Raw genomic sequence first — 12912 nt, forward strand, 5'->3', positions numbered from 1 at the left:
GCTATGCGCTAGAACTGTGCGGGGACGATACGTCAATTTCCCGCCATAAACCGGGCGCACCGAAAACATCTCTCGGACCGCGCCATTACGAAAACGCGTGTCAGGAGAAGCCGCAAAGCTGCGGCAAAGGTGAATTATGGACGCTCGAGCGATTTCAAAGGCAAAACTTCCCAGCCGCCACGTGACCGTCGGCCCGGCGCGTGCGCCGCATCGGTCCTACCTCTACGCCATGGGCCTTTCGCCGGAGGAGATCGCACAGCCGCTGGTAGGCGTCGCTACCTGCTGGAACGAAGCCGCTCCGTGCAACATTTCGCTGATGCGCCAGGCGCAGGTGGTCAAGAAGGGCGTGGCCGCCGCCAGGGGCACGCCGCGCGAGTTCACCACCATCACCGTCACCGATGGCATCGCCATGGGCCATCAGGGCATGAAGGCCTCGCTGGTGTCGCGCGACGTCATCGCCGATTCCGTCGAGCTGACCATGCGCGGCCACTGCTACGATGCCCTGGTGGGGCTCGCCGGCTGCGACAAGTCGCTGCCCGGCATGATGATGGCCATGGTGCGGCTCAACGTGCCGTCGGTCTTCATCTACGGCGGCTCCATCCTGCCCGGCACCTTTCGCGGGCGCCAGATCACCGTCCAGGACGTTTTCGAGGCCGTGGGCCAGCATTCGGTCGGGACCATATCCGACGACGACCTTTCCGAGATCGAGCAGGCGGCGTGTCCCTCGGCCGGCTCTTGCGGGGCGCAATTCACCGCCAACACCATGGCGACGGTGGCAGAGGCCATCGGCCTGGCGTTGCCCTATTCCTGCGGCGCGCCGGCGCCTTACGAGATGCGCGACCGCTTCAACTACGCTTCGGGCGAGAAGGTGATGGAGCTGATCGCCAAGCAGATCCGCCCGCGCGACATCGTCACCCGCAAGGCGCTGGAGAACGCGGCGGCCGTGGTCGCCGCCTCGGGCGGCTCGACCAACGGGGCGCTGCACCTGCCGGCCATCGCCCATGAGGCGGGCATCAAGTTCGATCTCTTCGACGTGGCGGAGATCTTCAAGAAGACCCCTTATATCGCCGACCTGAAGCCGGGCGGCAAATATGTCGCCAAGGACATGTTCGAGGCTGGCGGCATCCCGCTTCTGATGAAGACGCTGCTGGATAACGGCTACCTGCACGGCGACTGCATGACGGTGACCGGCCGCACGGTGGCCGAGAACATGGAGCGCGTTCAGTGGAACGACGCGCAGGACGTGGTGTACCCGGCCAACAAGCCCATCAGCCCCACCGGCGGCGTCGTCGGCCTGAAAGGCAATCTGGCGCCCGAGGGGGCCATCGTGAAGGTCGCCGGCATGAAGAACTTGAGGTTCTCCGGTCCGGCGCGCTGCTTCGATTCGGAAGAGGAGTGCTTCGCCGCCGTCAACGAGCGCCGCTACGAGGAAGGCGAAGTGCTGGTGATTCGCTACGAGGGCCCCAAGGGCGGCCCCGGCATGCGCGAGATGCTGGCCACCACCGCCGCCCTCTACGGCCAGGGCATGGGCGACAAGGTGGCGCTGATCACCGACGGTCGCTTCTCAGGCGCCACGCGTGGCTTCTGCATCGGCCATGTGGGGCCGGAGGCCGCCACCGGCGGGCCCATCGGCCTTCTGCGTGATGGCGACGTCATCACCATCGATGCGGTGGAAGGCACGATCGATGTGGCACTCAGCGAGGAAGAGCTTGCCGAGCGCCTGAAGGGCTGGACGCCCCGCGAAACGGACTACCAGTCCGGCGCGATCTGGAAGTACGCGCAGACGGTCGGTTCGGCTCGCTACGGCGCCGTGACCCATCCCGGCGGGGAGAAAGAAACCCACTGCTATGCGGATATCTAAGCAAATCACGGGCGGCTTTGCCGCCGCCGCACTGGTGCTGATGGGCCCCATCGGCCCTGCGCTCGCGCTCGATGAGAACGTGGTGGTGCAGCAGCCGCGCAGCCCTTGGGACGTCTTCCGCTTCGGCTTCTCCGCCTACAAGAGCGGCAAGAAGGAAGAAGCGGTGGAGGCCTACCGCTACGCCGCCGAGAACGGCCAGGTCGGCGCGAGCTGGAAGCTTGCCCGCATGTATGCCGAAGGCGACGGCGTTGCCCGCAACGACTACGAGGCCTTCAAGTTCTTCTCCGAGGTCGCCCAGCAGGATGTGCGGCCCGGCAGCCGTGACGAAAGCTATGTCTCGGACGCGCTGGTGGCCGTCGGCCGGTATCTTAAGACGGGGATTCCCGGTTCGCCCGTCGAGGCCAATCCGGCCGCCGCGCAGCAGTATTTCATGCGTGCGGCCGCTGCATACCGCAACGCATCGGCGCAATACGAGCTCGGCCACATGTTCCTGACCGGCGAGGGCGGGACGCAAAACGTCCAACAGGCCGCACGCTGGCTGCAGCTCTCCGCCGAGAAAGGCCATGCCGGTGCCCAGGCGACCCTCGGCAACCTCCTGTTCCATAGCGGCAAGGTCGTGCGCGGGTTGGCACTGATGACCGCAGCACTGGAGCGGGCGGCACCTGCCGACGTTCCCTGGATCCGCGCCATGCAGGAGGAGGCATTCGCCGTGGCCGCCGAATCCGACCGCCGCACGGCCATCGCGCTGGCCGAGGATTATCTGTCGAACGGGATGGAATAGTGCTGAGGCCCGCCCTCGTGGTTCGACAAGCTCACCATGAGGGCTTCCGTGCGCGCCCAACCTTCAACGTCGAGGCTTGCACGACGGTGATCTGCCTTCGCCCTCATGGTGAGCTTGTCGAACCACGAGGGTGAAGGCACGCGCCTATGTCTTAGAGCAATTCCAGGAAAAGTGGAAACCGGTTTTCCGTCCGGAATTGCGTGAAATCAAAAGGTTAGATCCTTTCATCGTTTCTGTGAAATGATGAAAGGATCTAAATCAGCTCCACCACCACCGGCACGTGGTCCGACGGCTTTTCCCAGGCACGGGTGTGCTTCTGCACGGCGGTTGAAGACAGCCGGTCCGCGGCCTCCGGCGACAGCATCAGGTGGTCGATGCGGATGCCGTTGTTCTTCTGCCAGGCGCCGGCCTGGTAGTCCCAGAAGGTGTAGACGCCCGGCTCGTCGTTGACGGCGCGCAGGGCGTCGGTCATGCCGAGATTGGCAAGCCTGCGGAAGGCCTGCCGGCTTTCCGGCTGGTAGAGTGCGTCGCCGAGCCATGCCTCGGCGTTCTTGGCATCGGCCGGTTCAGGGATGACGTTGTAGTCACCCGCAAGCACCAAAGGCTCCTCCAGCGCCAGCCGCGCCTTTGTCCAGCCTTCGAGCCGTTCCATCCAGCCGAGCTTATAGGCGAATTTCTCGCTGGCGACCGGGTTGCCGTTGGGCAGATAGAGCGAGGCGACCCTGAGGGCGCCCGTCTCGGTGGAGAAGACCCCTTCGATGAAGCGCGCCTGCTCATCCGCGTCGTTGCCCGGAAGGCCACGGTTGACCTCGTCGAAGCGTAGCTTCGACAGGATCGCGACGCCGTTGAAGCCCTTCTGGCCACTGGTTTCCACGTGGTAGCCGAGGGCTTCTATCGGCTCGCGCGGAAACTGCTCGTCGACGGACTTGATCTCCTGCAGGCAGACGATGTCGGGCCCCGCCTCCTGCAGCCAGTGCAAGAGATTGTCGATGCGCGCCTTGACGCCGTTTATGTTCCAGGTGGCGATCTTCATGCAGAGCTTGTTTCTCTTTCAAAAAAACCATGGGTGGTGACATGTGCAACTCTGCGTGATCTTTTCACGTCCGCCAACAAAAAAAGATAACGAAAGGGCGGTTATCAGAGAGGGGTCACACAATGACAGGAGCGACAGTCGACCTGCGTGCAAGCCCGGATGAGCTGCGCGCAAGGCTCAGGAATCCCGATTATACGCCACCGCTTGCGCAGGCTGTGCCGCTTGGCATCCAGCACGTGCTGGCAATGTTCGTCTCCAACGTTACGCCCGCCATCATCGTCGCGGGTGCGGCCGGATTCGGTTTCGGCTCGAACTCCCCCGACTTTCCCAACCTCATCTACATGATCCAGATGTCGATGCTGTTCGCTGGCATTGCCACACTTTTCCAGACGGTCGGACTGGGGCCGGTCGGCGGCCGCCTGCCGATCGTGCAGGGAACGAGCTTCGCATTCCTGCCGGTCATGATACCGATCGTGGCGGGGCAGGGCGTCGCCGCGATGGGAGCGCTGATGGGCGGGGTCGTCATCGGCGGCATTTTCCACTTCCTGCTCGGCACCTTTATCGGCCGGCTGCGCTTTGCATTGCCGCCGCTCGTCACCGGTCTGATCGTACTCATGATCGGCCTCGCGCTGATCAAGGTCGGCATCCAGTATGCCGCGGGCGGCGTGCCGCTGATCGGCACACCGCAGTATGGCAGCCTCGCCAATTGGAGCGTCGCTCTGGTGGTCATCGTCGTCACGCTGCTCCTGAAATTCTTCACCAGGGGCATGTGGTCGATTGCCGCTGTGCTCCTCGGCCTGATTGCCGGCTATCTGGTCGCGCTCGCCATGGGGATGGTGAGCTTCGCCAATGTCGGCAGTGCCGGCTGGGTAGCGGTGCCGGTTCCCTTCAAATGGGGCTTCGACATAACGGCGGCCGCGGTGATCGGCATGTGCTTCATGGCTGTCGTCTCGGCGATCGAGACGGTCGGCGACGTGTCGGGCATCACCAAGGGCGGCGCCGGCCGCGAGGCGACGGAGAAGGAGATCGCGGGCGCGACCTATGCCGACGGCCTCGGCACCTTCGTGGCAGGCATCTTCGGCGGGCTTCCCAACACCTCCTTCAGCCAGAACGTCGGTCTCATCTCCATGACCGGCGTCATGAGCCGCCATGTGGTGACCTATGGCGCGATCTTCCTGATCGCCTGCGGGCTGATCCCCAAGGTCGGCGCGCTGATCTCGACCGTGCCGATCACGGTCTTGGGCGGTGGCGTGATCGTCATGTTCGGCATGGTGGCGGCAGCCGGCGTCAACATGCTTTCGGCGGTCAAGTGGAACCGGCGCAACATGGTGATCTTCGCCGTGTCGTTGTCGGTCGGTCTCGGCCTTCAGCTGGAGCCCGGCGCCCTGCAGCACCTGCCGAAGACGGCACAGATCCTGCTCACTTCGGGCCTGCTGCCATCCGCTTTCCTGGCGATCGTGCTCAACCTCATCCTGCCGGAAGAGGTGGATTAGGAGCCCAAGGATGGAATCGAAAAGGGCCCGCATTGCGGGCCCTTTGCCTGATCAGATGGAGAAGCTGGTGCCGCAGCCGCACGAAGCGACCGCGTTTGGATTCTTGATCTGGAAGGACTGGCCGATGAGGTCGTCGACGAAATCGATGACCGAACCGCCCATATAGACGAGCGACAGGTCGTCGATCAGCACCAATGCGCCGTCCTTCTCGATGGCGACGTCGTCGTCGTTGCGGCTGTCGGCAAGGTCGAACCTGTAGGAGAATCCCGAGCAGCCGCCGCCCTCCACGGACACGCGCAGCCCAATCTTGCCGGGCTCGTCGCCGAGGATCTTGGCGATGCGCTTGGCCGCGGCTTCAGTCAGTTCCACGCCCTTCATGTCGATTTTGGCATCAATGCCCATGGAGATCACCTTGCATTCGCTTATGTCGAATAGGTATGAACGGCGAGGCGGCGAGTCAACAAGCGGCGGATATGGCAAGCCCGGCACATCTTCATGGCATCGGCTTCGGCTACCGGCCGCGCGCGGTCTATGCCTGTGATCCGGCGCTCTCGCGCGGGCGCTTTTGCGAGGAGCCCGAAAGCCCGACGCGCACGCCCTTCCAGCGCGACCGTGACCGCATCATCCATTCCACGGCCTTCCGCAGGCTCAAGCACAAGACGCAGGTCTTCATCGCGCATGAGGGCGATCACTATCGCACGCGGCTTACCCACTCCATCGAGGTGGCGCAGATCGCCAGGGGACTCGCCCGCGCCCTTTGCTGCGACGAGGACCTGGCCGAGGCGGTGGCGCTGGTGCACGATTTCGGCCACACGCCCTTCGGGCATACGGGCGAGGAGGCGCTGAACGACAAGATGGCGCCATGGGGCGGCTTCGACCATAACGCCCAGTCGCTGCGCGTCGTCACCAGGCTGGAGCGCCGCTACGCGGAGTTCGACGGTCTCAATCTGGCGTGGGAGACGCTGGAGGGGCTCGTCAAGCACAATGGGCCGCTGACCGACAGGCAAGGCAATGGCCTCAACGGCCCCGTGCCGCAAGCCATCCGCGACTATTCGGAACTGCAGGACCTCGAACTTTCCCGCTTCGCCAGCGTGGAGGCGCAATGCGCGGCGATTGCCGACGACATAGCCTACAACGCACACGACATCGATGACGGCCTGCGCGCCGGCCTCCTGACGCTCGACATGCTGCGCGGGGTGGACCTGCCGGGGCGGATCCTGCGCGCGGTCGGGGAGCGTTATCCCGACCTTGACCCGGTGCGCACCGGGCACGAGTTGATGCGCCGGCAGATCACGGCCATGGTCGAGGATGTCATCGACACGGCGCGCGAGACCCTCGATGCCTTGCAGCCGCGCTCGGTCGAGGACGTGCGCGACGCCGGGCGGACATTGGTCACCTTCTCACCGGCCATGGCGGTGGAGGAGAAGGCGCTGAAGTCCTTCCTCTACGCAAACCTATACCGCCACCCGGACGTGCTTGAGGTGCGCAGCCGCGCCGACCGCGTCGTGCGCGATCTGTTCGACGCCTATTTCGCCAATCCGCGCGAGATGCCGGAAGGCTGGCGCGAGGGGCTCGACCGGGCAGAGGAGCGCGTCAAGGCGCGCGATGTAGCGGACTTTTTAGCAGGAATGACCGATACCTATGCACTCAAGGAGCACGAGCGCCTGTTTGACCGCACACCCGATTTGCGATAGGGCGCAGGCCACTTGCGGCGGCGCGTGCTGCCGCGCGGTTCTCAATCCGGGACATCGTCCATGAACATCTTTGCCGATTTTTCCGATCGGGTCGTCAAGGCCGTCAACGCGCTGGGGCTTGAGCCGAAGGAGGGCGGGGCGCTCGATCTCTCCCGCGTGGCGGTGGAGCCGCCGCGTGATGCCAGCCACGGGGATCTCGCCACCAATGCAGCGATGGTGCTGTCGAAGGCGGTGGGCGAAAACCCGCGCGCGCTGGGCGAGCGGCTGGCCGCGGTGCTGGCCGAAGACCCCGACGTGATGGAAGCGAGCGTGGCCGGCCCCGGCTTCGTCAATCTGCGCCTCGGCGACGCGTTCTGGCAGGCCCGGCTCGGCGAGATGCTCGATCTTGGTACCGACTACGGCCGCTCGACGGTCGGCACGGGGCACAAGGTGAACGTCGAATATGTCTCGGCCAACCCGACCGGCCCGATGCATGTCGGCCACTGTCGCGGCGCCGTGGTGGGCGACGCGCTGGCCAACCTTCTGGCTTTCGCGGGCTACGACGTCGTCAAGGAATACTACATCAACGACGCTGGTGTGCAGATCGATGCGCTGGGGCGGTCGGTGATGCTGCGCTACCGCGAGGCGCTGGGTGAAGAGATCGACGCCATCCCCGAGGGGCTTTATCCGGGCGATTATCTCAAGCCGGTCGGCAAGGCGCTGGCCGACGAATTCGGCACGAGGCTGCAGTGGATGCCGGAGCCGGAGGCGCTGGAAATCGTCAAGGACCGCACCATCGACGCCATGATGGCGATGATCCGTGAGGATCTCGCCGCCCTCAACGTGCATCATGACGTCTTCTTCTCCGAGCGCTCCCTTCATGCCGGCAATGGCGGCGTGATCCGCTCCGCCGTCAACGACCTGACCATGAAAGGTCATGTCTACAAGGGCAAGCTGCCGCCGCCCAAGGGGCAGTTGCCGGAAGACTGGGAGGACCGGGAGCAGACGTTGTTCCGGTCGACGGAAGTGGGCGACGACATCGACCGGCCGCTGATCAAGTCGGATGGCAGCTTCACCTATTTCGCCGCCGACGTGGCCTACATGAAGGACAAATACGCGCGTGGCTTCGAGCACCTGATCTATGTGCTGGGCGCCGACCACGGCGGTTATGTCAAGCGGCTGGAGGCGCTCGCCCGCGCCATCTCCGACGGCAAGCTGAACCTGACGGTGGTTCTGTGCCAGCTCGTCAAGCTCTACCGCGGCGGCGAGCCGGTGCGCATGTCGAAGCGGGCAGGGGAGTTCGTCACCCTGCGGGACGTCATCGACGAGGTGGGGCGCGACCCCGTGCGCTTCATGATGCTCTACCGCAAGTCCGACGCGCCGCTCGACTTCGACTTCGCCAAGGTGACCGAGCAGTCCAAGGACAATCCGGTTTTCTACGTGCAGTACGCCTCGGCGCGCTGCCACTCGGTCTTCCGCCAGGCGCGCGAGCAGCTTGGCGTCGAGAATTTCGACCGCGCCGCCATGCGCGCGGCACTGCACCTGCTCAAGGACGAGGGCGAAGTCGCGCTCATCCGCAAGCTGGCGGAGTACCCGCGACTCATCGAAAGCGCGGCCCAGGCGCTGGAGCCGCACCGCATCGCATTCTACCTCTACGACCTTGCCAGTCAGTTCCATGCACAGTGGAATCGCGGCACGGAGACAGACGACTTACGTTTTGTTAAGGTTAACCACCCAGAGTTGACCCACGCCAGGCTGGGCTTGGTGCAGGCTGTCTGCGACGTCGTGACGTCAGGGCTGGCGCTCGTGGGTGCGGAGGCGCCGGCGGAGATGCGCTGATCGTGGACAGAGACTGTCACCATTTGCCCACAATGCGCTGGTAGGGCCAACCAAGTATAGTGCGACGTTGCCCGCGTCCGACCGAGTGTGGGAAAAGGCATGGCTGACAGTAATTATTCGAATGCCAGAGGGCCGAGAGATCTGGCGCAAGACGATCCGTTTGCTGAACTGACACGGATCATGGGCCACGACGCGCGTGCCATTCCAAAGTCGGAGCCGGAGCAAGAAGAACCGGCAGACAATCTTACCCTCGAACTAGAGAACGAGTTGCTGGGGGATCTGGCCGACGAGACAGATCAGGCCTATGCAGCCGATACAGCGCTCGATGAGGAGGAGGCCAGCTTCCGGCAGTATGCTCAGGCGCCCGAGCCCGACCTTACGGCCGAGGAGACCGCGGAACCCGACCCCACCCTCGACGACACGTTCGAGAGTGCATTCGACGACGTGTTCGCCGTCGGCGAACCCGCCGCGATCGAGGATAGTGAGGCGGCCGACGATGCCGATGCCGAGCCTGCCGCGTTTGCGGAGGAGGGCGGTGCAGAGGATCGCGCCGGAGATGATCGGTTCATGATCCGCGAAGAGGATCTGGCGACGCTTGATTCCGACTTCGCCATGTATGGTCAGGAGGCCGAGGCCGCAGCAGCCGACGGCGACGAGCCGCCGGCCTCCGAAGAGGCTGAATACGGTGCCCCGCTCGGGAATGACGAGCCTCTGTACGACCATGAGCCCGAGGCCGCGGCAGCCATCGGCGACGAGCCGCAGGCCCCTGAAGAGGCCGAGTACGGTGCCCCGTTCGAGAATGACGAGCCTCCGTACGACCATGAACACAATGCCGCAGCAGCCGTCAGCGACGAGCCGCAGGTCCCTGAAGAGGCTGCCGAATACGGTGCCCCGTTCGGGAATGACGAGCCTCTGTACGGCCATGAGCCCGATGCCGCAGCAGCCATCGGCGACGAGCCGCAGGCTCCTGAAGAGGCCGAGTACGGTGCCTCGTTCGGCGACGACGAGCCTCTGTACGACCATGAACCCGATGCCGCTGCAGCCATCAGCGATGAGCCGCAGGCTCCTGAAGAGGCTGAGTACGGTGCCTCGTTCAGCGATGATGAGCCCTTGTACGACCGCGAGGCCGATGCCGCGGCAGCCATCGGCGACGAGCCGCAGGCTGCTGAAGAGGTCGAATACGGCGCTTCGTTCAGCGATGACGAGCCTGTCCCCGAAGAGCCCGAGTACTTCTCTGCCGCCGATGCGGCCGGAGCGACCTATAGCCAGGCCCCGGAAGACGGCTGGATGGCTGCTTCCACGCGGGCTGAAGACGACGCGGACGTGCCGGCGGATGAACCGCAGGCGGGTAGGGAAGGCGGCGATGTTCTGGGTGAGTGGTCGCCGGAAGCCCTTTTTGCCGGCCTGGGTGATCAGGATTGGCATCAGGGCGGTGAAGGCGATGCGGAGCCGGAGGCCCCGGTAGCCGATCCCATGCCACCGGAGGTCGATACGATCGAGGTGCCCGAAGGCGCCGTCGCCCTGGCCGATAACTTCGATGTGCCCGAGGTTCCCTATCAGAAGGAAGAGGTGAAGGCGGAGCTCGACGAGATCGAGGAGATGCTGGCTGGCGCTTTCGGCGAAGGGAACGACGCGGCCGACGGGCTGGACGATGGGTGGATGGAAACCGCTCCCCGCCCGGCCGAGGCACCGCAGGAGCCCGACGACGATGAGATCGACGACTATCTTGCCGCCGGCATCGGTGCAGGCGTGGGAGCCGGGATTGCCGCCTACGCGGCACAGCAGTCAGGCGAAGACGTTTACGGCCACCCTGTTTCCGCACACGATCGGGGCATGCGGGAGTGGAGCGCGGCTTCCGACGAGTTGAAGCCGGCGCCTGGCGCCGCACCGCCCGTGGCCGAGGGCGGACGCCTCTTCGGTTCACGCGCGGTAATGGCGGCTGCGATCGTCGGCGGTGTCGCCATCTTGGGCGGCGTGACGATGTTCGCGCTCACCTTCAGCGGAGGTGACGCCGAAGAGCCGGCGCTGGTGAAGGCGGACGACACGCCGGTGAAGGTGAAGCCCGAGAATCCGGGCGGCACGACCATCCCCAATCAGGACAACCAGGTCTACAGGCGCGTATCCGGCGAAACCCAGGAGGCCGAGCCAGGGCAGACGCGGCTCGTCTCGACCACCGAGGAGCCGGTCGACCTGCCCGCCGCCGAGCCGCAGACGAGTGACAACGGGGCGGCCAAGCTGGAGGAACGGCTGGAGAATCCCGTCGAGGAGGCTACCGGCGGTAACGAAACGGCGACGCTCACGCCGCGCCGTGTCCGCTCGTTTGTCGTGCAGCCGGACGGCACGATGGTGCCGAACGACGTACCGGAGCCGGTCGAGACGGCGAATGACAACGCCGACAGCGTGGCGAGCGCTGCTGCCGCGAACGATCCCGAGACACTGGCCGCCACGCGAACCGAAGCGACGGATGAGCCATCCGCCGCAAGAGAGGACGCGCAGGCCGCCGCTGGCGACAACACCGTCGAGACCGCCGCTCCGAACGCGGTTTCGGTGCCGCGTTCCGGGCCGATCCCACCTGCGCGGCCGAGCAATATCGCCCCGGCGCAGCAGCAGGCCAACGCGCAGCCCCCCTCCACCAATGCCAACGCGCAGGCGCAGCAGCAGAGCACGCCCACGCAGGTGGCCGCCGCCCCGCCGCAGCCCACGCAGACGGCTGCAGAGCCCGGTTGGTCGGTGCAGATCTCCTCGCAGGCCAGCGTCGAAGGCGCGCAACAATCATACCAGGAACTGGCACAGCGCCACGGCAACCTGCTGCAGGGCAAGGGCGTGAACATCGTCAAGGCCGATATCGAGGGCAAGGGCACCTATTACCGGGTGCGCATTCCATCCTCTTCGAAGGACGAGGCGATCCGGTTGTGCGAACAACTCAAGGCGGCTGGCGGAAGCTGCTTCGTTTCAAAGTAGCCGGGTAGACGCAAGACCTGTGAAACCGCCGCCCTCCGCGGCGGTTTTTGCTTGCATGAACTGCATGGCCGGCTTGCGCCAATGGTCGCCGCCCCGCACTCGGAGGTGCCAATGCCGGCGCTAGCCGCTATGATTCCTGCATGAGCGAATCAAAAGCAATGATCCTGGGCGCTGCCGGCACGCGGCTTGGCGCCGACGAAGCGGCCTTCTACCGCGATGAGCGGCCCTGGGGCTTCATCCTTTTTGCGCGCAATATCGCCGAGGCCGATCAGGTGCGCGATCTGGCGGCGGCGATGCGCGAGAGCGTGGGCAGACCGGACGCGCCCATTTTCGTCGATCAGGAGGGCGGGCGGGTGCAGCGGCTGCGTCCTCCGCTGGCGCCGGACTATCCCCCTGCGGCGGCGCTCGGGGGGCTTTGCGGCCGGGACAAAGCGGCCGGCTTGCGCGCTGCGTGGCTGATGTCGCGCCTTCACGCCTTCGATCTGGCGCGTCTTGACCTTTCGGTCGACTGCCTGCCGGTGCTCGACGTGCCGGTGCCCGGCGCGCACGATGTGATCGGCAAGCGCGCCTATTGCGGCGCGCCGGAAGTGGTGGCCGCGCTCGGCCGCGCGGCAGCGGACGGGCTGTTGGCGGGCGGTGTCCTGCCGGTGATGAAGCACATTCCCGGCCACGGGCGTGCCGGCGCGGATAGCCACCATGCATTGCCGCGCGTCGAGGCGCCGCTCGAGGAGCTGCGCGCGCGCGACTTCGTGCCCTTCAAGGCGCTTTGCGACCTGCCCATGGCGATGACGGCGCATGTGGTGTACACGGCGGTCGACCCGGACAACCCGTCCACCACCTCGGCGCGGGTAATCGCCGATATCATCCGCGGCGAGATCGGCTTCGACGGGCTCTTGATGAGCGACGACGTGTCGATGAACGCGCTTTCTGGGGATTACGGCGCTCGCGCGCAGGCAATCCTTGCGGCCGGTTGCGATGTCGTTCTTCACTGCAACGGCGTGATGGACGAGATGCAGGCCGTCGCCCAACGAACGCCGGAATTGACGGGCAAGGCAAAGGCGCGGGCGGATGCCGCGCTTGGCATGCTCGGCCGGCGCGACGACACGGACGAAGCCGCCGCGCGGGCTGAATTTGCGAGCCTGTTCGAGGCTGCGGCCTAGAGCAATTCCAGGAAAGGTGGAAACCGGCTTTCCGTCCGGAATTGCGACAAAACGGCGAGTTGGGCCCGTTCATCGATTCCATGAAACGATGAACGGCCTAGACGCGGGAAG

Annotated in this window: 9 protein-coding genes; 7 read left to right on the plus strand and 2 right to left on the minus strand. The window is 65.3% G+C overall.

What is annotated here, in order from left to right:
* Window positions 1-136: 136 nt before the first annotated feature.
* Together ilvD and GPJ75_RS23570 are read left to right on the plus strand one after the other, a co-directional pair.
* Window positions 137-1861 (plus strand): dihydroxy-acid dehydratase, encoded by a 1725-nt coding sequence (ilvD, locus tag GPJ75_RS23565; protein ID WP_163271974.1) that lies wholly within the window; start codon window positions 137-139, stop codon window positions 1859-1861.
* On the plus strand, window positions 1848-2642 hold the full coding sequence (locus GPJ75_RS23570; RefSeq protein WP_163271976.1) for a tetratricopeptide repeat protein: 795 nt from the start codon (window positions 1848-1850) through the stop codon (window positions 2640-2642). Before ilvD ends, GPJ75_RS23570 begins: the two co-directional genes overlap by 14 nt.
* A gap of 253 nt (window positions 2643-2895) precedes the next feature.
* Here GPJ75_RS23570 and xth read toward each other — a convergent pair whose 3' ends face one another.
* Window positions 2896-3675, minus strand: a complete 780-nt coding sequence (gene xth, locus GPJ75_RS23575; protein WP_163271978.1) for an exodeoxyribonuclease III — start codon at window positions 3673-3675, stop codon at window positions 2896-2898.
* 122 nt (window positions 3676-3797) lie between these two features.
* Between xth and GPJ75_RS23580 the strand changes: the two genes are divergently transcribed.
* Window positions 3798-5168: a uracil-xanthine permease family protein gene (locus GPJ75_RS23580; protein ID WP_163271980.1), complete on the plus strand. Its 1371-nt coding sequence runs from the start codon at window positions 3798-3800 to the stop codon at window positions 5166-5168.
* Window positions 5169-5219: 51 nt separating this feature from the next.
* Here the strand turns inward: GPJ75_RS23580 and erpA are convergent, their stop codons facing one another.
* Window positions 5220-5570 (minus strand): iron-sulfur cluster insertion protein ErpA, encoded by a 351-nt coding sequence (gene erpA, locus GPJ75_RS23585; RefSeq protein WP_163271982.1) that lies wholly within the window; start codon window positions 5568-5570, stop codon window positions 5220-5222.
* Window positions 5571-5641: 71 nt separating this feature from the next.
* Here erpA and GPJ75_RS23590 point away from each other — a divergent pair, with 71 nt between their 5' ends.
* From GPJ75_RS23590 to nagZ, 4 genes are all read left to right on the plus strand, one after another.
* Window positions 5642-6862 (plus strand): deoxyguanosinetriphosphate triphosphohydrolase, encoded by a 1221-nt coding sequence (locus GPJ75_RS23590; protein ID WP_163271984.1) that lies wholly within the window; start codon window positions 5642-5644, stop codon window positions 6860-6862.
* 60 nt (window positions 6863-6922) lie between these two features.
* Window positions 6923-8680 (plus strand): arginine--tRNA ligase, encoded by a 1758-nt coding sequence (gene argS / locus GPJ75_RS23595; protein ID WP_163271986.1) that lies wholly within the window; start codon window positions 6923-6925, stop codon window positions 8678-8680.
* A gap of 99 nt (window positions 8681-8779) precedes the next feature.
* Window positions 8780-11641 carry an SPOR domain-containing protein gene (locus GPJ75_RS23600; protein ID WP_163271988.1) on the plus strand — a complete coding sequence of 954 codons (2862 nt, stop codon included), beginning with the start codon at window positions 8780-8782 and terminating at the stop codon, window positions 11639-11641.
* A 140-nt stretch (window positions 11642-11781) separates the two neighbouring features.
* The gene (gene nagZ / locus GPJ75_RS23605; protein ID WP_163271990.1) at window positions 11782-12801 is read left to right on the plus strand and encodes a beta-N-acetylhexosaminidase; all 1020 of its coding nucleotides are present in this window, start codon (window positions 11782-11784) and stop codon (window positions 12799-12801) included.
* Window positions 12802-12912 lie beyond the last annotated feature (111 nt).

Source organism: Chelativorans alearensis, from assembly GCF_010993735.1.
GTDB classification, from domain to species: Bacteria; Pseudomonadota; Alphaproteobacteria; order Rhizobiales; family Rhizobiaceae; genus Chelativorans; species Chelativorans alearense.